Raw genomic sequence first — 21,216 nt, forward strand, 5'->3', positions numbered from 1 at the left:
CATGGGACGCTACGTCGTCCGGCGGCTGCTCCAGATGATCCCGGTCTTCATCGGGGCCACGCTGCTGATCTTCCTGATGGTCAACGTGATGGGCGACCCCATCGCGGGGCTCTGCGGCGACCGGGAGTGCGACCCGGCCACCGCGGCCCAGCTGCGCAAGGAGTTCGGCCTCGACAAGCCCGTCTGGCAGCAGTACCTGACCTACATGGGCAACGTCTTCACCGGCGACTTCGGCACCGCCTTCAACGGTCAGCCGGTCACCGAGCTGATGGGGACGGCGTTCCCGGTCACCATCCGGCTCACGGTCATCGCGATCCTCTTCGAGATCGTCGTCGGCATCGTCCTCGGCGTCGTCACCGGCCTGCGCCGCGGCCGCCCCGTCGACACCGGGGTGCTGCTGCTCACCCTGGTCGTCATCTCCGTGCCCACCTTCGTCACCGGCCTGCTGCTCCAGCTCCTCCTCGGCGTCAAGTGGGGCTGGATCGACCCGGCTGTCTCCTCCGAGGCGCCCTTCGACGAGCTGATCGTCCCGGGCCTGGTCCTCGCCTCGGTGTCCCTGGCCTACGTCACCCGGCTGACCCGCACCTCCATCGCGGAGAACCGGCGCTCCGACTACGTCCGCACCGCCATCGCCAAGGGCCTGCCGCGCCACCGGGTCATCACCCGGCACCTGCTGCGCAACTCCCTCATCCCCGTCGTCACCTTCATCGGCACCGACATCGGCGCCCTGATGGGCGGCGCCATCGTCACCGAGCGGATCTTCAACATCCACGGCGTCGGCTACCAGCTCTACCAGGGCATCCTGCGCCAGAACACGCAGACCGTGGTCGGCTTCGTCACCGTCCTGGTCCTCGTCTTCCTCGTCGCCAACCTCGTCGTCGACCTCCTGTACGCCGTACTCGACCCGAGGATCCGCTATGCCTGACCAGGAGCCCTACGAGCCCGAGCGCGCCATCGCCGGCACCGGCATGGGCGGCACGATGGACCTCGGCGCCAGCGAGGCCGTGACCCTGGAGAAGACGCCGGGCCCCGACGGCGGCAGCCCGCAGGACAAGCCCCGCAGCCTCTGGTCCGACGCCTGGCACGACCTGCGCCGCAACCCCGTCTTCATCATCTCCGCGCTGGTGATCCTCTTCCTGATCGTCATCTCCCTCTGGCCGTCGCTGATCGCCTCCGGCAGCCCCCTCAAGTGCGACTTGGCCAAGGCCCAGGAGGGCTCCCAGTCCGGCCACCCCTTCGGTTTCAACGGCCAGGGCTGCGACGTCTACACCCGCACCGTCTACGGCGCCCGTACGTCGGTGGCGGTCGGCGTCCTCGCCACCCTCGGGGTCGCCGTCCTCGGCAGCGTGCTCGGCGGGCTCGCCGGGTTCTTCGGCGGCGGCGGGGACGCCGTGCTCTCCCGCATCACCGACATCTTCTTCGCGATCCCGGTCGTCCTCGGCGGCCTGGTGCTGCTCTCCGTGATCACCAGCAACACCGTCTGGCCCGTCATCGGCTTCATCGTGCTGCTCGGCTGGCCGCAGATCTCCCGCATCGCCCGCGGCTCCGTCATCACCGCCAAGCAGAACGACTACGTCCAGGCCGCCCGCGCCCTCGGCGCCTCCAACTCCCGGCTGCTGCTGCGGCACATCGCGCCGAACGCCGTCGCCCCCGTCATCGTCGTGGCGACCATCGCGCTCGGCACCTACATCTCCCTGGAGGCGACCCTGTCCTTCCTCGGCGTCGGCCTGAAGCCGCCCAGCGTCTCCTGGGGCATCGACATCTCCGCCGCCGCCCCCTACGTCCGCAACGCCCCGCACGCCCTGCTGTGGCCGTCGGGTGCACTGGCCATCACCGTCCTCGCGTTCATCATGCTCGGCGACGCGGTGCGCGACGCCCTCGACCCGAAGCTGAGGTGAGCCGGCGCCATGCTGCTCGAAGTGCGCGACCTGCACGTGGAGTTCCACACCCGGGACGGTGTCGCCAGGGCCGTCAACGGCGTCAGCTACGGCGTGGACGCGGGCGAGACGCTGGCCGTCCTCGGCGAGTCCGGCTCCGGCAAGTCCGTCACCGCCCAGACGATCATGGGCATCCTCGACATCCCGCCGGGCCGGATCACCTCGGGCGAGATCCTCTTCGAGGGCCGGGACCTGCTGAAGCTGAAGGAGGAGGAGCGCAGGAAGGTCCGCGGCGCCGAGATGGCGATGATCTTCCAGGACGCGCTGTCCTCGCTGAACCCGGTCCTGACCGTCGGCGACCAGCTCGGCGAGATGTTCACCGTGCACCGGGGCATGTCCCGCAAGGACGCCCGCGCCAAGGCCGTCGAACTGATGGACCGGGTCCGCATCCCGGCCGCCAAGGAGCGGGTGCGGCAGTACCCCCACCAGTTCTCCGGCGGCATGCGCCAGCGCATCATGATCGCCATGGCGATGGCCCTGGAGCCCAAGCTGATCATCGCCGACGAACCGACCACCGCCCTCGACGTCACCGTCCAGGCCCAGGTCATGGACCTGCTCGCGGAACTTCAGCGCGAACTGCACATGGGCCTCATCCTCATCACCCACGACCTGGGCGTGGTCGCCGACGTCGCCGACAAGATCGCCGTCATGTACGCGGGCCGCATCGTCGAGACCGCCCCGGTCCACGACATCTACAAGAACCCCGCCCACCCCTACACCCGCGGCCTGCTGGAGTCGATCCCGCGCCTGGACCAGAAGGGTCAGGAGCTGTACGCCATCAAGGGCCTGCCGCCCAACCTCACCCGCATCCCGCCCGGCTGCGCCTTCCACCCGCGCTGCCCGATGGCCCAGGACGTCTGCCGCACCGACGTACCGCCGCTCTACGACGTCACCGACTCCGACGCGGAGCGGGGCAGCGCCTGCCACTTCTGGAGGGAGTGCCTGCATGGCTGAGCCGATCCTTCAGGTCACCGGCCTCGTCAAGCACTACCCGCTGACGACCGGCATCCTCTTCAAGAAGCAGGTCGGCGCGGTGAAGGCGGTCGACGGCGTCGACTTCCACCTCGACCGCGGCGAGACCCTCGGCATCGTCGGCGAGTCCGGCTGCGGCAAGTCCACGGTCGCCAAGATGCTGGTCAACCTGGAGCGCCCGACGGCCGGCGAGATCCGCTACAAGGGCGAGGACATCACCAAGCTGTCCGGGAAGGCCCTCAAGGCGGTCCGCCGGAACATCCAGATGGTCTTCCAGGACCCCTACACCTCCCTCAACCCCCGCATGACGGTCGGCGACATCATCGGGGAGGCGTACGACATCCACCCGGAGGTGGCGCCGAAGGGCGACCGGCGGGCCCGGGTCCAGCACCTCCTTGACGTGGTCGGCCTCAACCCGGAGTACATCAACCGCTATCCCCACCAGTTCTCCGGCGGCCAGCGCCAGCGCATCGGCATCGCGCGCGGCCTCGCCCTGCGCCCGGAGATCATCGTCGCCGACGAACCCGTCTCGGCCCTCGACGTCTCCGTGCAGGCCCAGGTGATCAACCTGATGGGCCGCCTCCAGAACGAGTTCGACCTGTCCTACATCTTCATCGCGCACGACCTGTCGATCGTCCGGCACATCTCCGACCGGGTCGGCGTGATGTACCTCGGCCGCATCGTGGAGACCGGCCGGGACGCCGAGATCTACGACCACCCGACCCACCCCTACACCCAGGCCCTGCTGTCCGCCGTGCCGGTTCCCGACCCGGAGGCCCGGGAGCACCGGGAGCGGATCATCCTGGCCGGCGACGTCCCGTCCCCGACGAACATCCCCTCCGGCTGCCGCTTCCGCACCCGCTGCTGGAAGGCGAAGGAGCGCTGCGCGCTGGAGGTGCCGGCCCTCGCCGTCCCCGCGGAGTTCCGCTCGGTCTCCGGACCCGCGGCCCACGACTCGGCGTGTCACTTCGCGGAGGAGAAACAGGTGGTGCCGCCCGAGGCGGACGGCGACACCGGGCACGGCAGCGGGCCGGGGTGACATGGCGCTCCCCGGCCCGCTTACGGCACCCGCACGGCCGTACGCTGAACAGCCTCGCGCGTCCGTATATCGGAGCCGCTTCGGCGAAGTTGCCTGTGTGTTAAGCCGGTTGGCGTACGGGTGACGGGTTCTACGACGGTGCGGGCAGCGACCGCTTGAGGAAGTCGACCTGGAGCCGCAGCAGGTTCTCCGCGACCGACTCCTGCGGGGTCATGTGTGTGACGCCGGACAGCGGCAGCACCTCGTGCGGGCGGCCGGCGGCCAGCAGGGCCGAGGACAGCCGCAGGGAGTGCGCGACCACCACGTTGTCGTCCGCGAGCCCGTGGATGACCATCATCGGGCGGTGCGGTTCGGCCGCGTCCACCAGCCCGGCGTCGTCGATCACCGAGTTGCGCCGGTAGACCTCCGGCTGCTCGCGGGGGTCGCCGAGATACCGCTCCTCGTAGTGGGTGTCGTAGAGCCGCAGGTCGGTGACCGGCGCCCCGACCACCGCCGCGTGGAAGACGTCCGGCCGGCGCAGGGCCGCCAGCGCGGCGAGGTAGCCGCCGAAGGACCAGCCGCGCACGGCCACCCGGTTCAGGTCCAGCGGGAAGTCCGCGGCGAGCGCCTGCAGCGCGTCGACCTGGTCCTGGAGCACGACCGCGGCCACGTCGTCCTTGATGGACTTCTCCCAGGCGGGGGAGTGCCCGGGCGTGCCCCGCCCGTCGGCGACGATCACCGCGAACCCCTGGTCGGCGAACCACTGCGAGGTGAGGTGGGCGTTGTGCGCCGCGACCACCCGCTGGCCGTGCGGGCCACCGTACGGGTCCAGGAGCACCGGGAGGAGGGTGTCACCGTGGTAGTCCGTTGGCATAAGCACGGCGCACGGGACAGCGCGTGCGCCCCCTCGGGTGAGCGTCACGCGCGGGGACAAACCGGGGTCTTCGGCATACGAGGCGACGGTGGCCGCCGTCTTGCCGTCCCGCAGAACGGCCACCCGGGCCCCCGGCCGGTCGAGCGTCGCGGAGACGAGAACGGACACGTCCCCGGAGCGCACCGCGGTGTGCACGCCGGGCTCCTGCGAGACGCGCTCCACGCCGAGTTCGTTCACCCGGTAGACGTGCACCTCGCCCGTCTCCGGATCGGCCGCCTCCGCGCCCGCCGACGCCGAGACCAGCACGTCGTCGTCCCCGACGTCCAGCACCGCCCGTAGGTGCAACTGGCCTCCTGTCAGCAGCCGTTCACCGACCGCCAGCACGCGCGCACCGCCCTCGTCGGCGATCCGCACCAACTGCCCGGACGGGCTCCAGCAGGGCACACCGGGGGAGAGTTCAAGCCAAACTGGATCTTCGTCGGCGTGCACCATCCGGGTCGTCCCGGACACGGTGTCCACGGCCAGGAACAACTGGCTGCGCTGGTCGCGCGCCTGTACGAGAAGGAGCGGCGCACCCGACGCTGACCAGTGCACTCGCGCCAAATACGGGTACCGCGCCCGGTCCCACAGCACCTCCGTGCGCCCCCCGTCGAGGCCGAGGACGAACAGCCGTACGTCCGCGTTGGGGGTGCCGGCCGCCGGGTACGGCACGTGTTGTGGATCACGTTCGGGGCGGGCCGGGTCGGAGATCCACCAGCGCTGCACGGGCGTGTCGTCCACCCGTGCCACCAGCAGCCGGTCCGAGTCCGGGCCCCACCAGAAGCCCCGGCTGCGGCCCATCTCCTCGGCGGCGATGAACTCGGCGAGCCCGTACGTGACGCCCTCGCCGTCCGCCTCGGCCAGGGCCCTGTCCCCGTCCCCCTCGGCGCCCACGACCCGCAGGCCGCCCCGCGCGGCATACGCGATGTGCCGTCCGTCGGGGGAGGGGCGGGGGTCGACCACCGGCCCGGGCGTGGACAGTTCGCGGGCGGTGCCGGCCCGCAGTTCGGCCGCGAAGAGCCGCCCGGAGAGGGCGAAGGAGGCCACCTCGACCGCCGAGTCGGTGGCGTAGCCGACGATGCCCGCGCCTCCCTCACGGCTGCGCTCGCGCCGTGCCCGTTCCTCGGGCGACAGGGCCTCCTCGGCGCCGCCGAGCAGGGCTCGCGGGTCGGCGGCGACGCGCTCCGTGCCCTCGTCGACGTCGAGAACCCAGAGGGAGTTGGCCCGGTCCGTGCCGGTGCCGGAGCGCAGGAAGGCGACCCGTGAACCGTCGGGCGCCACGGTGAAAGAACGCGGCGCGCCGAGCGTGAACCGCTGGGTGCGGGCGTGCCGTTTGGGGAAGGAGTCGGACTCGGTCGTCATACCTCGACCATATTGGCCATGCGCCCCCTTGTGCGGCCGTGCGCCGAGAGATGCGCGCGCACGGATAGTTATGATCACTAGCGCATAGTGGGTATCAACCAGGTGCCCGCAGCGTGGATTTATCTGCGTGCACTGTCCCAAGCTCCGACTGCGACCGACCCCCCATGTCCCTGGGCCCATTGGAGGTGAGCCGCCGTGGCACTCTCGATTTCGGCGGTTGTGCTGCTGGCGATCATCGTCTTCCTGCTGGTCAAGAAGTCCGGTCTGAAGGCGGGGCACGCGGTGGTGTGCATGCTTCTCGGCTTCTACCTGGCTTCCTCGACCGTCGCACCCACGATCAGTGAGCTGACGACGAACATCGCGGGGATGATCGGCAGCATCAACTTCTGACGGCGGCCACGAAGTCGGCCCAGGCCCCCGGAGCCAGCGCGAGCCGGGGGCCGGCGTCCGGGCGGTTCTTGGAGTCGCGGACGTGGACGGCACGGGGTTCGAGGGCGACCTCCACGCAGGAGTCGCCCTCGCTGCCACTGCTGTAGCTGCTCTTGAACCATGCCAGACCGGTGTCGCGGTTCATGTCTCCCCCAGCAGTTGCTCGATGAAGGCTGTCGACTGACGCGGTGAGAGGGCCTGAGCCCGGATGATCCCGTACCGCAGTTCCAGGATACGGAGTTGCCTGGGGGCCGACACAGGCCGCCCACCGGCGACGGCAGGCGAGCGCCCGACCGCCGACCCGTCCGCGAACTTCAGTACCTCGATGCCGCCGTCCACCCCCGCGTGTTCTTCGCGGTCCGTCGGCATCACCTGAAGCTCGATGCTGGGCAAGCCGCTGACTTCCAGCAGATGCGCGAGCTGGTCGCGCAGCGTCTGCCTCCCGCCCAGTGGGCGCCTGAGCGTCCACTCCTCCAGAATGAACCCGAGTTCGGGCGCGGGCTCCCGATCGAAGATCGCCTTGCGTGCGACCCGCGCCGCGATGAAGCGCTCGATCTCGTCGGCCGCATAGGTGGGACGCCGCATCGACAGAAGGGCACGCGAGTACTCGGGGGTCTGCAGGAGGCCGTGGATGTGCAACGGGTCGTACAGCTGAAGCTCCACCGCCCGCGCCTCCATCTGCGCGAGATCCCGCACCTTCTTCGGATACCGGACCCTCCGTACGTCCTCCTTCATCGCGGCGATGAGCCCACCCGCGTCCAGCACGCGGTCCGCCGTGTCGAGGTACTCCAGCCGGGGGATCCGCTTCCCGCCCTCGACCTTGTAGACGAGGTCCTCTCCGTACCCGACCGCCACCGCGAAGTCCGCGGCCCGCATCCCCACCGCCTCGCGCCGCAGTTTCAGCTGCCGCCCCACCGTGGCGATCACGGCGAGCGCCCAGTCGTCGTTGGGGTCCACCTCCCACCCCGGCTCGTCCACCTGTTCCGTCTCGACGTCCACCGACATGTCGCGCCCCTCCGTACTCCCGTGCCGTACCGCCACGCCTTACCCGGGGCAACGCACCGGCAGCCCGGACGGCACTGGACAAGCCCTGGACAGTTACGAGAACGGGGGCGCGGCCTCATAGGGTGGCCCCCATGAAGGCACTCCCCGCCCGGCGTCTGCTGCTGGTGCACGCGCACCCGGACGACGAGTCGATCAACAACGGCGTCACCATGGCCAGGTACGCCGCCGAAGGCGCCCACGTGACGCTGGTGACCTGCACCCTCGGTGAGCGGGGGGAGGTCATCCCGCCCGAGCTGGCGCACCTGTCCGGTGCCGCTCTGGGCGGCCACCGCAGGGGTGAGCTGGCGGACGCCATGCGCGCGCTCGGCGTCGAGGACTTCCGGCTGCTCGGCGGGCCGGGCCGGTTCGCGGACTCCGGGATGATGGGCCTGCCCGACAACGACGACCCCGGCTGCCTGTGGCAGGCGGACCTGGACGAGGCCGCGGCGCTCCTCGTCGACGTGATCCGCGAGGTACGCCCCCAGGTGCTCGTCACCTACGACCCCGACGGCGGCTACGGCCACCCCGACCACATCCAGGCCCACCGCATCGCCATGCGGGCGGTGGAGCTGGCGGCCGAGGCGGGCTGCCCGGTGCGGAAGGTGTACTGGAACCGCGTCCCGCGCTCCCGCGTCGAGGACGACTTCGCACGCCTCCGTGCCGACCTGCCGGGCACGCCGTTCGACCGTGCGGCCGGCGTCGAGGACGTACCGGGCGTCGTCGACGACGGGAGGATCACCACCGAGATCCGCGGCGAGGGCACCGCGTACGCCGCCGCCAAGGCCGCCGCGATGCGCGCCCACGCCACCCAGATCACGGTCGCCGAACCGTACTTCGTCCTCTCCAACGACCTGGCCCAGCCGGTCTTCACCACCGAGTACTACGAACTCGTGCGGGGCGAGCGGGCCGGTGAGGGGCGCGAGAGCGACCTCTTCGCCGGGATCGGGACCGGAACCGCGACCCACGAGACAGAGGAGGCGTCGTGAGCGGACGCACCCCGCCGGCCACCTCCGCGTTGACCCAGCCCCTGCGCCCGCCCTCGCTCGGCCGCGCCGCCCTCTATGCCGGGCTCTTCGTACTCGGCGCCGTGATCGGCGTCGCCGGGGCGCTGCTCCAGCCGGCCTGGTTCCCCGGAGGGCTGCTGCTGGCCCTGGCCGCCGAGGCCGGGCTGTGTCTCGGGGCGGGCCGTGCCGTGGGACGCCGGGGCGGCGCCGTCGCGCCGGCCGCGGGCTGGGCGCTCGCCGTGGTCCTCCTCACCACCAGCCGACCCGAGGGCGACTTCGTGTTCGCCGCGGGGATCGGCTCCTACCTCTTCCTGCTGGGCGGAATCGCGGTTGCTGTGATGTGCGCCACCCTCGCGCCGGTGAGGCAACCGGACGGCGACGCCGCCCGACTTCGCAAGTGACGTACTACTTCGCCATACCGTGCTCGTGCGAGTCCCGTGTGGGTTTCCCCGGCGGTCACGGGATACGCGTGAGAAGTGGCCAGTATGGTGGTGCGCGCCGCCGAGCCGCCCGCTCCGAAGGGGTGACGGGCGGCGGAGCCAACCGGGAGAACCTGCCTTGAGTCGTGAAACTGACAGTTCGTCCTCCGGGCCCCACGGGCGCGGCGGAGCCGCGTACCCGTCGGGCACCCCGCCCTACGGGACACCCACGGCTTCCGACGCCGGTGCGGACGCGGGCCGTTCGGCCGCGCGACCGGAGGAGCGCAAGACCGAGACGACGCTGACGACCCGTATCCGGATCAACATCCCCGGGTCGCGGCCCATCCCGCCGGTCGTCGTGCGCAAGCCCGTCACGGAGGCGGAGAGCGGCGCGGGCGACGCGGAGACGACGGCCGAGCAGCCCGCGCCCGGCGCGGCCGCGCCCACGAGCGCGCCCGAGGCTCCCGCCGCGCCCGCCGGGCCTGCCGCGCCCGCCGGGCCTGCCGCGCCCACCGGGCCTGCCGAGGAGAAGCCGACCAGCGACTGGTTCGCGCCCCGCAAGTCCGGTCCCGGCAAGGGCGCTCAGGGCAGTGGCTCCACCAACGGCGCCGGTCAGCCCGGCGGTTCGGGCCCGGCACCCGGTGCCCCGGCCGGTACACCCGGCGCGGGCGCGTCCGGTGCCGGTGCGCGTCCGGGAGGCGGCAGCAGCGGGCGTCCCGGGGGCGTCGTCGGCTCCATGAACGTGCCCGGCGGTTCCCGGCCCGGCTCCACGAACGGCGCCGGTCTCCCCGGCGCGACCGGCGGTCCCGTCGCGCCCGGCCACGGCGGAGGCACCGGTTCCTTCGACGTGACCGAGGCGCTGGCGGCCGGACCGCTCGGCGGCAACGGCGCCCGCCCCGGGACCGGCCCCGGCGGCGAGCCGCGCCGCGACGACCTGCCGTACTTCTCCGGCGACGGGCCGGGCGCGCAGGGCGCCACCGGTCCCGACGGGCAGTCCCCCTTCGGTGGCGGCCCGGGCCCCGCGGGACCGACCGGCGGTCCGGTCACCGGAGAGGGCAGGCTCTCGCCGCCTCCGGTGGGCGACCTCGGCGACCTCGGCGACTTCAACGCCCCCGGGGCGGCCGCGGGGCCCGGAGCACCCCCGGCCCAGCGCGGGCCCGCGCCGACCGGCGTACGCGGCCCGGGAGGTCCCGCCGCCCCCGGCAGGACGCAGGGCCCCGGCACCGGCCCCGGCGGTGGGCTCAGCGACGACACCGCGATCCTCACCCCGCAGAAGCCGGCCCCCGAGCCGGGCACGCCGGGCTACGGCAACCCGGACAACATCTCCGGCAACACCGTCACCAGCGGCATCCCCGTCGTACCGGGCGAGCGCACCACGCCGTTCCAGGGCCAGGGCCCCGGCGGCGACGGACCCCTGCCGCACACGCCCCCCAAGCTGCCCGAACCGGTCTCCACGCCCCCGGCCGGCTCCGCCAAGCCCGCGAAGAAGAAGGGGCGCGGCAAGCTGCCGCTGCTCGTCGGCGGCCTGGTCGTGGTCGCCGGTGTCACCTACGGCGCCGGGCTGCTGATGAACCGCTCCGACGTGCCCAAGGGCACCACCGTGCTCGGCGTCGACATCGGCGGCGGCACCCGCGACGACGCCGTCGAGAAGCTGGACGACACGCTCGGCGCCCGCGCGGACAAGCCGCTGAAGCTCACGGTGGGCGGCGAGACCGTCTCCCTCAAGCCGGACCAGGCCGGGCTCCAGCTCGATTCGCAGGCCACCGCCAGCGCGGCGGCCACGAGCGACTACAACCCGGTCTCCGTGATCGGCTCGCTCTTCGGCCAGAAGCGGGTCGTCGAACCGGAGATGCCCGTCGACGAGGAGAAGCTGCACGCCGCCCTTCAGGACGCGGCGGGCGGCGCCGGATCCGTGACCGAGGGCACGATCAAGTTCGAGTCCGGCAGGGCCGTGCCGGTCTACGGCAAGGCGGGCAAGGGCATAGACGTCGCCAAGTCGACCGAGTCCGTGCAGGCGGCGTACCGCACCCAGATGGAGACCGGGAACGCCGCCGCGGTGAGCGTGCCGACGACCACCCAGCAGCCGACGGTCTCCAAGGCCGAGGTCGACCGGATGCTGAAGGAGTTCGCCGAGCCGGCCATGTCGGGCATAGTGACGGTCCGGGCGAGCGGCGCCGAGGTCAAGTTCAGCCCCGAGAAGTCGCTCTGGAAGTTCCTCGGTGTCACGGCTGTCGGCGGCAAGCTGGTGGACAAGCCCGACCTGAACGCTCTCGAGGGCCTCTACGGCCAGACGTTCGACGGCGTGCTCATCACCCGCGCCAACGGCAAGAAAACGCCCGTCACCCCCGAGGACGTCTACGGTGCCCTGCGCCAGGCCCTGAAGAGCAAGACCGACCGGGTGGCCGTCATCGAGACCAACCCGAGCTGACGCCGGGCGCCGGGCACGCGCCCGGCGCCCCGAAGGGGCGCGGGGAACTGCGCGACCAGCCACGTCGCACGCGGCAGTCGCACGACAACAGACGCTCCACGGCGCGTAGGCGAAGCGAACTCAGTTCAGCATCGCCCGCGCCGCCCGCGCCTCCCCCCGAACCTCCTCCGCGACCCCCTCGTCCACCGCCCCCACAACCTCCGCATACGCCTCCAGCTCCCTGGCCCCCGCCGAGAACTCCCCCCGCCCCACCAACAACCGCGCCCGCTCGTACCGCAACCGCGCCGCATGCGCCGGCAGCAGCAGCGCCAGCTCGATCGCCCACAGCCCGACCGCGGACTCCTCGGGCCGGCCCGCCGCCCACGCCCGGATGTTGTTGAGCACCCGCGCCACCACCTCCAACGGCGCCGCCGGCTCCAGCATCGACGGCCGCAGCCCCGCCCCCGTCGCCCCGGCGACCAGCACCTCCGCGTCCCCGCCGCCGAGCACCCGGCCGCCGTCGAACGGATCGGCGAGCACCCGCTCCTCCTCCGGCCCGTACTCCGGCCCGAACCCGACCACGAAGTGCCCCGGCAAGGCGACCCCGTACACCGGCGCCCCTGCCCGCCGGGCGACCTCCAGCCACACCACCGAGAGCATGATCGGCAGCCCGCGCCGCCGCCGCAGCACCTCGTGCAGCAGGGACGACTCCAGCCGCTGGTAGTCCGCGGCGGCTCCGTGGAACCCGTACCGCTCGCCGAGCAGATCCCGCAGCGCCACCGCCCAGGCCCGCGGCGAGCCCGGCCGGAAGGGCACCTCCCCGGCCAGCCGGTCCAGCTCCACCTGCGCGGCGTCGAGACCCGCCTCGTCCAGCGCCCCGTCCGCCTCCGCGCCCAGCAGCAGGCACAGCGTGGCCAGGTCGGGCCGCTCGGACCGCGCCTCCTCGGCGAACCGCCGGCGCACCTCGGCGGAGCGCTCCGGCGAGGGCGGCCGCACGTGCCCCGTCACGGCGTCGCCGTCCCGGCGCCCGCGGGCTCCCGGTAGTGGTGGTACGCGTGGTGCGCCGAGAAGCCCATCCCGGCGTACAGCGCCCGCGCCCCCGCGTTCTCGGTCTCCACCTGGAGCCACGCCGCCGACGCGCCCTCGTCCAGCGCCCGCCGGGCCAGCGCGGCCATCACGGCGGTCGCGAGCCCCCGGCGCCGCTGCGCGGGGTCGACCTCGACGGCCGCGAAGGAGGCCCACCGCCCGTCCACCACACACCGCCCGATGGCGGCCGGGGCGTCCGCGCCGGGCACCGTGGCGAACCACACCGAGGGACCGCCGCCCAGCACCCGCAGGGCCACCTCGCTGACACCCTTGCGCTGGTAGCGGGCCAGCCACGCGTCGTCCGCGTCCCGGGACAGGACCACGCCGGCGCCCTCGGCCAGGTCGGCCACCGGAGCCAGGGCGCCCGTCCACACCTCGGCCGACACCTCACGCACCCAGCCCCGCCGCTCCAGCTCCGCGCACAGCCGCTCCTGGGTGCCCTCCGCACCGGTGGCGGTCTGCACGAACGCGGGCAGCCCGCGAGCGCCGTACCAGCGTCGTACGGCGCTCAGCGCGTCGTCGAGCGGCAGCCCCGGATCGCCGAGCGGGAGCACGGAGTTGGCCCGCCGCGTGAACCCGGCGGCCGCCCGCAGCCGCCACTCGCCGAGCCACTCGCTCTCGACGGGCGGCCAGGCCCGCGCCGCGATCCGCGCCAGCTCCTCGTACGACGCGGCGGGACCGCGCCGGCGCGCGGGCGCCGACGGCACGACCTTCCCGGCGACCAGCGTCGACTCCGCGATCCGTACCGACTCGCCACTCTTCCGTGTGATCAGCAGCACACCGTCGGTCCACGATGTGAGAACACCAACCGTGTCGGTGAACTTCTCACCCGCGCCACCCGGTTCGCTCAAGCGCCGCACGCAGACTCGTTTGCCCACGTCAGCAGCGGTGATACGAACCTCAAGACGCCCGGCGGCAGAGATTTCCACGGGTCTGTCCACCCCTCCTGTTCGGATCATGCCCAAGAACGGAGATACTAGGGGCGGGCATCGACGACGCCGCGCTCCCGCGCGCCAGGCGGCGGAGCCTGAGGAGGCCCGCCAGCGCCCTATCGAGGAGGAACGACAGCGTGACCTACGTCATCGCGCAGCCTTGTGTCGACGTGAAGGACAAGGCGTGCATCGAGGAGTGCCCGGTCGACTGCATCTACGAGGGCCAGCGGTCCTTGTACATCCACCCGGACGAATGCGTCGACTGTGGTGCCTGTGAGCCGGTCTGCCCGGTCGAGGCGATCTTCTACGAAGACGACACTCCGGAGGAGTGGAAGGACTACTACAAGGCGAACGTCGAGTTCTTCGACGAGCTCGGTTCGCCGGGCGGCGCCAGCAAGCTGGGTCTGATCGAGCGCGATCACCCCTTCGTCGCCGCGCTGCCGCCGCAGAACCAGTAAGAGCGGCCTGCACCAGCGCCGCCTCGGTCCCGTACGGCCTGATCGTCCCGATCGGCGCGGTACGGGACCGAGGCGTTTGCCGCAGGACGAAGACGAAAGAGAGCCAGCATCGTGTCCGCAGTCTCCGACCGGCTTCCCACCTTCCCCTGGGACAAGCTGGAGCCGTACAAGAAGACGGCCGCGGCCCACCCCGACGGCATCGTCGACCTCTCCGTCGGCACGCCGGTCGACCCGGTCCCCGAGCTGATCCAGAAGGCCCTGACCGACGCGGCGGACTCTCCCGGCTACCCGACCGTCTGGGGCACCCCGGCGCTGCGCGACGCGATCACCGGCTGGGTGGAGCGCCGTCTCGGCGCCCGCGACGTCACCCACCGCCACGTGCTCCCCATCGTCGGCTCCAAGGAACTCGTCGCCTGGCTCCCGACCCAGCTGGGCCTCGGCCCCGGCGACCGGGTGGCCTTCCCCCGCCTGGCCTACCCGACCTACGAGGTCGGCGCGCGCCTGGCCCGCGCGGAGTACGAGGCCTACGACGACCCGACCGACCTGGAACCGGCGGGGCTCAGGCTGCTGTGGCTCAACTCGCCGTCGAACCCGACCGGCAGGGTCCTGCCGAAGGCGGAGCTGGCCCGGATCGTGGCCTGGGCCCGCGAGCACGGCGTCCTCGTCGTCTCCGACGAGTGCTACCTGGAACTGGGCTGGGAGGCCGACCCGGTCTCCGTCCTGCACCCGGACGTCAACGGCGGTTCGTACGACGGCCTGGTGGCCGTGCACTCGCTCTCCAAGCGCTCCAACCTCGCCGGCTACCGCGCGGCCTTCCTGGCCGGCGACCCGGCCGTCCTGGGCCCGCTGCTGGAGATCCGCAAGCACGGCGGCATGATGACGTCGGCGCCGACACAGGCGGCCGTGGCGGCGGCCCTCGGCGACGACGAGCACGTGCGCGTCCAGCGCGAGCGGTACGCGGCCCGCCGCACGGCGCTGCGCGAGGCACTGCTCGGCCACGGCTTCCGCATCGAGCACAGCGAGGCCAGCCTCTACCTCTGGGCCACCCGCGACGAGTCCTGCTGGGACACGGTCGCCCACCTGGCCGACCGCGGCATCCTGGTGGCCCCCGGCGACTTCTACGGCCCCGCGGGCGACCACTTCGTCCGGGTGGCCCTGACGGCCACGGACGAACGCGTCCAGGCAGCGACGGACCGCCTGAAGTCCTGACCATCCGGCCCGCCGGCCTGTCGGCCTGGCCGTGGGCAGTCGTTCCGCAGGGCGATGGGGGTACCTCCCATGCCCTTTAGCAATGGGGGAGGGTGGGCACAGCCATCAACGCCGGGCCACGGCCAACCAACGCCCACCGCACAGACGTAGGCAAGCAAAACGCCGGGGCCCAGGAAGAACACCCTGGGCCCCGGCGCCGTACAGCCCGGCGCTAGCCGATCGGCAGGCCCTGCACCGGCAGCCCACCCTTGCCCAGCGCGTCCGTCGGCAGCCCGCCCTCCGTGGCGGTCTGCGCCGTGTCACCGACGATGTCCCCGGCGAGACCCGCCGCCTGCCCGGCGGCGCTCTGCGCGGCCGGGGTGGCCTTCTTGACGACCGAGCCACCGGTCTTGCCGGCCTTGGGCACGGCCTTCTTGACGGCCTTGCCGCCGCTGTCGCCCGCGGCCGCGGTCAGGCTCTGGGCGGCGGAGTCCACGGTGTTGCCGACGTTCGCGCCGTCCAGGGCGGTCAGTCCCCCGAGGTTCGGGGTGGCGGGCAGTTCGGGAGCCGCGCTGGCGGAGCCGGCCGCACCGACCCCGGCGGCCGCTCCCGCAGCGACGAGCAGCGCGGCACGGGCGATCCGGCGGGTCAGGGGGAGGGACATGATGCTCCTTCGACGGAAGTCAACTGATGAGGTACCGAACCGATCCCGGCGGGTGATCCACCGGGCTCGGACGCAGTGACTACCGCTCGAAGGCGGCGAAGGTTGCGGCGACGCAGTGTAAAGAGTTGGCAATGTGTCGCATTATCGGGTGCACAGAAAAACGGGCAAAAGGGCTCCGGTCGGAAAGTCTGCCGAATCCTTACAGCCCTTGATTTTCCCGAGCTGCGGAGCGCTTGGGGGTGACCACGCGAAAAGGCGTGTTCCGCGTCGACCCGAGGCCCCCGCGCGTCACCCGCTGGAGTGACGGATCGTACGGGTGACCACTACCGCATGGACGTGATGCGCACCGAGCCCGCCGCCCGCTCCGCGCCCTGGGCACCGCGGGTGCCCGACGGGGCCCACGTGCTGTCGGTGTTGCCCGCGGTCCACACCCGGCCCGCGTACGAGACTCGCTCGACGTGCAGCGAGGAGGCGTTGGCCACCGCCCAGTGCGCCAACTGCCAGCCGCGCTGGAGCGGGTCCTCACCGGCTTCCCGGGCGGCGTCGGCGGTCACGGGCAGCGTCACGGTCCGCTCGTCGGGGCCGTCACCGCCGCCGGAAGCCCCGGCCGGCTCCGCCGACGCGTCGCCCACCGTCGCACCGGCCGGCTGGAACACCGCGCGCCCGAAGTCCCGCACCAGCGCCGCGCGTACCGCGTCCGGTCCCTTCTCCCGCGTCGCGCCGGGGCGTCCGTCGCAGGTCAGGGTCGCCGCGGACCGTCCGGTCAGGGCGGCCGCGAGCAGTGCGGCGTCCGGCTCGTGCTTGGCGTACGCGTCGGGGAAGGCGCTGCGCTGCACGCGCTGGGCGGCGTCGGTCAGTTCGAGGTCCTGGTAGCCGGGGATCTCGACCAGGTGGTCGTAGAACAGGCCCGCCGAGTACGCCGGGTCCATGATCTCCTCCGGCGTTCCCCAGCCCTGCGAGGGGCGCTGCTGGAACAGGCCGAGCGAGTCCCGGTCGCCGTGGTCGAGGTTGCGCAGCGTGGACTCCTGCAGCGCGGTCGCCAGCGCTATCGTCACCGCCCGCTCCGGCAGCTTGCGCGCGGTGCCCACGGCGGTGATCGTCGCCGCGTTCACCGCCTGCTCCGGCGTGAACTCGTACGTCGTCCCCCCGCTCCCGCCGGAGACCACCTTGCAGCCGGGAGCGCCCGCGCCCCCGCTGACGTACTGCACCGCCAGATATCCGGCGACGGCGAACAGGGCCATGGCGGCCGCGCCGGAACGGACGAGGCGGCCACGGCGCTTGGGCGACGGGGAGGGCTGAAGCACGCGTACAAGGTACTGGAGGGTAGGGTCCGGTGTACGCCCGGTACGCACAGTGCCCGAACGGGCAGGGGCGTTAGGGTCGGAGCCATGGCCGATACCCCGCTTGACCTCACGCTGGACGCCGCCGAGCTTACCGCGCGGCTCGTCGACTTCCCCTCCGAGAGCGGCACCGAGAAGCCGCTGGCGGACGCGGTAGAGAGCGCCCTGCGCAGCCTCCCGCACCTGACGGTCGAGCGGTACGGCAACAACGTCGTCGCGCGGACGGACCTGGGCCGCGCGGAGCGCGTGATCCTGGCCGGCCACATCGACACGGTCCCCATCGCGGACAACGTGCCCTCCCGGCTCGACGAGGACGGCGTCCTGTGGGGCTGCGGCACCTGCGACATGAAGGCGGGCGTCGCCGTGCAGCTGCGCATCGCGGCCACCGTCCCGGCCCCCAACCGCGACCTGACCTTCGTCTTCTACGACAACGAAGAGGTCGCCGCCGACCTGAACGGCCTCAAGCACGTCGCCGAGGCGCACCCGGAATGGCTGGAGGGCGACTTCGCGGTGCTCCTCGAACCGTCGGACGGGCAGGTGGAGGGCGGCTGCCAGGGCACCCTGCGGGTGCTGCTCAGGACGTCGGGGGAGCGGGCGCACTCGGCGCGGAGCTGGATGGGCTCCAACGCGATCCACGCGGCTGCCCCGATCCTCGCCCGCCTGGCCGCCTACGAGCCCCGCTACCCGGTGATCGACGGCCTGGAGTACCGCGAGGGACTGAACGCGGTCGGCATCACCGGCGGAGTCGCCGGCAACGTCATCCCCGACGAGTGCGTGGTCACGGTCAACTTCCGCTACGCCCCCGACCGCAGCCCCGAGGACGCCCTCGCGCACGTGCGCGAGGTCTTCGCGGACTGCGGGGTGGCCGAGTTCGTGGTCGACGACCACAGCGGCGCGGCCCTGCCCGGCCTCTCCCACCCGGCCGCGGCCGCCTTCATCGAGGCGGTGGGCGGCACCCCGCAGCCCAAGTACGGCTGGACCGACGTGTCCCGCTTCTCGGCGCTCGGCGTACCGGCGGTGAACTACGGCCCGGGCAACCCGCACCTGGCGCACAAGCGGGACGAGCGGGTCGAGGTCGCGAAGGTCCTCGCGGGCGAGGAGCGCCTGCGGTCCTGGCTGACGGCTTGATCCACGCGCGCCGGAAACGGGTTTATCCCGGCGCGTGGCGGACATGCTGAGGTCCCTCGTACGTAACCCGCGTAGATCTACGCTGAGGTGGAAGAACCTGCAACTGGAGGGAGCGCGCATGGCTACCGGCAACCCCGAGGGCAAGAAGCGGCCACCGGAGGAGCAGCGCCTGGGCCCTGTCCTCCGGCGGCGGGGTCAGGTCCAGAAGAGCACCACGGACCAGCGCCTGCTGGACGAGCGCGCTCCGACGGACTGGGTGCACACCGACCCCTGGCGGGTCCTGCGCATCCAGTCGGAGTTCATCGAGGGCTTCGGCACGCTCGCCGAACTGCCCCCCGCGATCAGCGTCTTCGGCTCCGCCCGCACGCCGGTCGACTCGACGGAGTACGACGCCGGTGTCCGGCTGGGCCGCGGCCTGGTCGAGGCGGGCTTCGCGGTCATCACCGGCGGCGGGCCCGGCGCCATGGAGGCGGCCAACAAGGGCGCGCTGGAGGCGGAGGGCACCTCGGTCGGCCTCGGCATCGAGCTGCCCTTCGAGCAGGGGCTCAACCCCTACGTCGACATCGGCCTGAACTTCCGTTACTTCTTCGTCCGCAAGATGATGTTCGTGAAGTACGCGCAGGGCTTCGTGGTCCTGCCCGGCGGTCTCGGCACCCTCGACGAACTCTTCGAGGCCCTCACGCTGGTGCAGACCCAGAAGGTCACCCGCTTCCCCATCGTCCTCTTCGGCTCCGAGTACTGGGGCGGCCTGATCGACTGGCTCCGGGGCACCCTGGTGGCCCAGGGCAAGGCCGCCGAGAAGGACCTCCTGCTCTTCCACGTCACGGACGACGTGGACGAGGCGGTCGCCCTGGTCTCCAAGGAGGCGGGCCGCTAGGACCCGGCCCTCCGGCGGGGGGGCGGGCAGCGCCGGGAGCGCCCCGCCCCTACGCCAGACCCCGCCGGGCTACGGCCGGCTCCCGGTGTCCCGCGATCGTCGCCACCATGTCCAGGACCTGCCGGGTCTCCTCCACCTCGTGCACCCGGTACACCCGCGCGCCCAGCCACGCCGAGACCGCCGTGGTCGCCAGCGTCCCGAGCACCCGCTCCTTCACCGGCCGGTCCAGGGTCTCCCCGACGAAGTCCTTGTTCGACAGGGACACCAGCACCGGCCACCCCGTCTCCACCATCTCCCCGAGCCGCCGCGTCGCCTCCAGGCTGTGCCGGGTGTTCTTCCCGAAGTCGTGCCCGGGATCGATCAGCACCGACTCCCGCGGCACCCCCAGCGCCACCGCCCGCTCGGCCAGCCCCAGCGTCACCCGCAGGATGTCGGCCACGACGTCGTCGTACGTCACCCGGTGCGGCCGCGTCCGTGGCTGGGCGCCCCCGGCGTGCGTGCACACCAGCCCCACCCCGTACCGCGCGGCGACCTCCGCCAGCTTCGGGTCGACCCCGCCCCACGCGTCGTTCAGCAGGTCCGCCCCCACCTCGCACACGGCCTCGCCGACCTCGTGCCGCCAGGTGTCCACGCTGATCACGACGTCCGGGAACCGCCGCCGCACCTCCGCGACGAACCCCACCGTCCGCCGCGCCTCCTCCTCGGCCGACACCTCGTCACCCGGCCCGGCCTTCACCCCGCCGATGTCGATGATCGCGGCCCCCTCCGCCACCGCCCGCTCCACGCGCGCGAGGGCGGGCTCGTCGAGGAACGTGGCTCCCTGGTCGTAGAAGGAGTCCGGGGTCCGGTTCACGATCGCCATGATCACCGGCTCGTGTGCCGCGAATTCACGCCTGCCCAGCCTGAGCATCCCCTGTGACATCTCCTCGTCCATACCGTTCTCTCGTACCGGTGCCGCTGGCTGTCAGACTCGCATGGCACGATCGGACCCGACACAACCGACCCGACCCGATCCGACCGTGGGGGCCCCAGCGATGGTCATGTTCCTGTTCCTCGTCATCGCGCTGGTCGTCGTGGTGGCCGGAGTGACGCTGGCCGTGGTGAGCGGCGGCGACAGCGGGCCGCTGCCCGACGCCGACCCCGAACGGCTCCGGGACTCCCTGCCCCCCGACCGCCCGGTGGGCAGCCCGGACGTGGAACGGCTCCGCTTCCCGCTCGTCCTCCGCGGCTACCGCATGACGGACGTGGACGACGCCCTCGCCCGCCTCGGCGCCGAGCTGGCCGAGCGCGACTCCCGCATCGCCGACCTGGAGTCCGCCCTGGCCGGTGCCCGGGCCGCCGCCGCCCATCAGCACATGGTGACGGACAGGCCGGCACCGGAGGAGCAGCAGTGAGCACCGGCGAGGCCGTCGCCGGCCCGGACGGCGCGCTGCGCTGCCCCTGGGCCCTGTCCACCGCGGACTACGTGACGTACCACGACGAGGAGTGGGGCAGGGCGGTCCACGGGGACGACGCCCTGTACGAGCGGCTCAGCCTGGAGGCCTTCCAGTCCGGCCTGTCCTGGATCACCATCCTGCGCCGCCGCGCCGGCTTCCGCGCCGCCTTCGCCGGCTTCGCGATCGCCGACGTGGCCGCCTTCACCGACGAGGACCGGGAGCGGCTCCTCGCCGACGCGGGCATCATCCGCAACCGCGCCAAGATCGACGCGACCCTCGCCAACGCGCGCGTGCTCGCCGAGTGGGCGCCGGGCGACCTGGACGAGCTGATCTGGTCCCACGCCCCCGACCCTGCGTCCCGCCCCGCCCCGAAGACCCTCGCCGACGTCCCCGCCGTCACCCCCGAGTCCACGGCTCTGTCCAAGGCACTGAAGAAGCGGGGCCTGCGCTTCGTCGGCCCGACGACGGCTTATGCCCTGATGCAGGCATGCGGCCTGGTCAACGACCACCTCTCGAGGTGCGTGGCAAGAAGCGCCCCTTAGGGGCGCGGGGAACTGCGCGACCAGCCACGACGAACCCGCACTCAGCGACGGCGCTCAGAC

General features: G+C 72.5%; 22 protein-coding genes. 14 read left to right on the top strand and 8 right to left on the bottom strand.

Annotation, left to right across the window (positions count from 1 at the left end; genetic code table 11):
- The first annotated feature begins 1 nt into the window (after position 1).
- Genes ACFW01_RS09140 through ACFW01_RS09155 form a run of 4 tightly spaced genes read left to right on the top strand, consistent with a single transcriptional unit; the run spans position 2 to position 3,948 of the window.
- Complete coding sequence (locus ACFW01_RS09140) at positions 2 to 925, top strand: ABC transporter permease (protein WP_234954886.1); 924 nt, start codon at positions 2 to 4, stop codon at positions 923 to 925.
- A complete protein-coding gene (locus ACFW01_RS09145; protein WP_234954884.1) occupies positions 918 to 1,898 on the top strand; it encodes an ABC transporter permease in 981 nt (326 codons plus the stop codon). Before ACFW01_RS09140 ends, ACFW01_RS09145 begins: the two co-directional genes overlap by 8 nt.
- Positions 1,899 to 1,907: 9 nt before the next feature.
- The gene (locus ACFW01_RS09150) at positions 1,908 to 2,891 is read left to right on the top strand and encodes an ABC transporter ATP-binding protein (protein WP_234954882.1); all 984 of its coding nucleotides are present in this window, start codon (positions 1,908 to 1,910) and stop codon (positions 2,889 to 2,891) included.
- A complete protein-coding gene (locus tag ACFW01_RS09155) occupies positions 2,884 to 3,948 on the top strand; it encodes an ABC transporter ATP-binding protein (RefSeq protein WP_384502745.1) in 1,065 nt (354 codons plus the stop codon). Before ACFW01_RS09150 ends, ACFW01_RS09155 begins: the two co-directional genes overlap by 8 nt.
- 130 nt (positions 3,949 to 4,078) lie before the next feature.
- Here the strand turns inward: ACFW01_RS09155 and ACFW01_RS09160 are convergent, their stop codons facing one another.
- On the bottom strand, positions 4,079 to 6,202 hold the full coding sequence (locus ACFW01_RS09160) for a prolyl oligopeptidase family serine peptidase (RefSeq protein ID WP_384502746.1): 2,124 nt from the start codon (positions 6,200 to 6,202) through the stop codon (positions 4,079 to 4,081).
- A gap of 195 nt (positions 6,203 to 6,397) precedes the next feature.
- Between ACFW01_RS09160 and ACFW01_RS09165 the strand changes: the two genes are divergently transcribed.
- Positions 6,398 to 6,592: a hypothetical protein gene (locus ACFW01_RS09165; protein ID WP_029393692.1), complete on the top strand. Its 195-nt coding sequence runs from the start codon at positions 6,398 to 6,400 to the stop codon at positions 6,590 to 6,592.
- On the opposite strand, the gene ACFW01_RS09170 is transcribed toward ACFW01_RS09165, so the two are convergent.
- Both ACFW01_RS09170 and ACFW01_RS09175 read right to left on the bottom strand, forming a co-directional pair.
- Complete coding sequence (locus ACFW01_RS09170; RefSeq protein ID WP_307014968.1) at positions 6,582 to 6,776, bottom strand: DUF397 domain-containing protein; 195 nt, start codon at positions 6,774 to 6,776, stop codon at positions 6,582 to 6,584. The genes ACFW01_RS09165 and ACFW01_RS09170 overlap by 11 nt on opposite strands.
- Positions 6,773 to 7,636, bottom strand: a complete 864-nt coding sequence (locus tag ACFW01_RS09175; protein ID WP_384502747.1) for a helix-turn-helix domain-containing protein — start codon at positions 7,634 to 7,636, stop codon at positions 6,773 to 6,775. Before ACFW01_RS09175 ends, ACFW01_RS09170 begins: the two co-directional genes overlap by 4 nt.
- A gap of 131 nt (positions 7,637 to 7,767) precedes the next feature.
- Between ACFW01_RS09175 and mshB the strand changes: the two genes are divergently transcribed.
- From mshB to ACFW01_RS09190, 3 genes are all read left to right on the top strand, one after another.
- Positions 7,768 to 8,661, top strand: coding sequence for an N-acetyl-1-D-myo-inositol-2-amino-2-deoxy-alpha-D-glucopyranoside deacetylase (gene mshB, locus ACFW01_RS09180; RefSeq protein WP_384502748.1), 894 nt, complete (start codon positions 7,768 to 7,770; stop codon positions 8,659 to 8,661).
- Entirely contained in the window at positions 8,658 to 9,080 is a 423-nt protein-coding gene (locus ACFW01_RS09185) for a DUF6113 family protein (RefSeq protein ID WP_234954876.1), read from the top strand. The genes mshB and ACFW01_RS09185 overlap by 4 nt, the downstream gene beginning before the upstream one ends.
- Positions 9,081 to 9,237: 157 nt before the next feature.
- Complete coding sequence (locus ACFW01_RS09190; RefSeq protein ID WP_384502749.1) at positions 9,238 to 11,526, top strand: hypothetical protein; 2,289 nt, start codon at positions 9,238 to 9,240, stop codon at positions 11,524 to 11,526.
- 120 nt (positions 11,527 to 11,646) lie between these two features.
- Here the strand turns inward: ACFW01_RS09190 and ACFW01_RS09195 are convergent, their stop codons facing one another.
- Both ACFW01_RS09195 and ACFW01_RS09200 read right to left on the bottom strand, forming a co-directional pair.
- Positions 11,647 to 12,513, bottom strand: a complete 867-nt coding sequence (locus tag ACFW01_RS09195) for a transglutaminase-like domain-containing protein (RefSeq protein WP_384502750.1) — start codon at positions 12,511 to 12,513, stop codon at positions 11,647 to 11,649.
- Positions 12,510 to 13,520: a GNAT family N-acetyltransferase gene (locus ACFW01_RS09200; RefSeq protein WP_384502751.1), complete on the bottom strand. Its 1,011-nt coding sequence runs from the start codon at positions 13,518 to 13,520 to the stop codon at positions 12,510 to 12,512. The genes ACFW01_RS09195 and ACFW01_RS09200 overlap by 4 nt, the downstream gene beginning before the upstream one ends.
- Positions 13,521 to 13,660: 140 nt before the next feature.
- Between ACFW01_RS09200 and fdxA the strand changes: the two genes are divergently transcribed.
- Positions 13,661 to 13,981: a ferredoxin gene (gene fdxA, locus ACFW01_RS09205; protein WP_003973842.1), complete on the top strand. Its 321-nt coding sequence runs from the start codon at positions 13,661 to 13,663 to the stop codon at positions 13,979 to 13,981.
- A 111-nt stretch (positions 13,982 to 14,092) separates the two neighbouring features.
- A complete protein-coding gene (locus ACFW01_RS09210) occupies positions 14,093 to 15,190 on the top strand; it encodes a bifunctional succinyldiaminopimelate transaminase/glutamate-prephenate aminotransferase (RefSeq protein WP_384502752.1) in 1,098 nt (365 codons plus the stop codon).
- Positions 15,191 to 15,401: 211 nt separating this feature from the next.
- Here the strand turns inward: ACFW01_RS09210 and ACFW01_RS09215 are convergent, their stop codons facing one another.
- Together ACFW01_RS09215 and ACFW01_RS09220 are read right to left on the bottom strand one after the other, a co-directional pair.
- Positions 15,402 to 15,833: an ATP-binding protein gene (locus ACFW01_RS09215; protein ID WP_234954870.1), complete on the bottom strand. Its 432-nt coding sequence runs from the start codon at positions 15,831 to 15,833 to the stop codon at positions 15,402 to 15,404.
- Positions 15,834 to 16,156: 323 nt separating this feature from the next.
- On the bottom strand, positions 16,157 to 17,137 hold the full coding sequence (locus ACFW01_RS09220; protein ID WP_384502753.1) for a heavy metal transporter: 981 nt from the start codon (positions 17,135 to 17,137) through the stop codon (positions 16,157 to 16,159).
- A gap of 84 nt (positions 17,138 to 17,221) precedes the next feature.
- Between ACFW01_RS09220 and dapE the strand changes: the two genes are divergently transcribed.
- Together dapE and ACFW01_RS09230 are read left to right on the top strand one after the other, a co-directional pair.
- On the top strand, positions 17,222 to 18,301 hold the full coding sequence (dapE, locus tag ACFW01_RS09225) for a succinyl-diaminopimelate desuccinylase (RefSeq protein WP_125494855.1): 1,080 nt from the start codon (positions 17,222 to 17,224) through the stop codon (positions 18,299 to 18,301).
- Between the two features lie 118 nt (positions 18,302 to 18,419).
- Complete coding sequence (locus ACFW01_RS09230) at positions 18,420 to 19,178, top strand: TIGR00730 family Rossman fold protein (protein WP_234954867.1); 759 nt, start codon at positions 18,420 to 18,422, stop codon at positions 19,176 to 19,178.
- Between the two features lie 49 nt (positions 19,179 to 19,227).
- Here ACFW01_RS09230 and folP read toward each other — a convergent pair whose 3' ends face one another.
- A complete protein-coding gene (gene folP / locus ACFW01_RS09235) occupies positions 19,228 to 20,088 on the bottom strand; it encodes a dihydropteroate synthase (protein WP_234955416.1) in 861 nt (286 codons plus the stop codon).
- A 124-nt stretch (positions 20,089 to 20,212) separates the two neighbouring features.
- Here folP and ACFW01_RS09240 point away from each other — a divergent pair, with 124 nt between their 5' ends.
- Together ACFW01_RS09240 and ACFW01_RS09245 are read left to right on the top strand one after the other, a co-directional pair.
- Positions 20,213 to 20,572 carry a DivIVA domain-containing protein gene (locus tag ACFW01_RS09240; RefSeq protein ID WP_384502754.1) on the top strand — a complete coding sequence of 120 codons (360 nt, stop codon included), beginning with the start codon at positions 20,213 to 20,215 and terminating at the stop codon, positions 20,570 to 20,572.
- Entirely contained in the window at positions 20,569 to 21,156 is a 588-nt protein-coding gene (locus ACFW01_RS09245) for a DNA-3-methyladenine glycosylase I (protein WP_234954864.1), read from the top strand. The genes ACFW01_RS09240 and ACFW01_RS09245 overlap by 4 nt, the downstream gene beginning before the upstream one ends.
- The last annotated feature ends 60 nt before the right edge of the window (positions 21,157 to 21,216 follow it).

It is taken from the genome of Streptomyces sp. NPDC058985 (genome assembly GCF_042740985.1).
GTDB lineage: Bacteria > Actinomycetota > Actinomycetes > Streptomycetales > Streptomycetaceae > Streptomyces.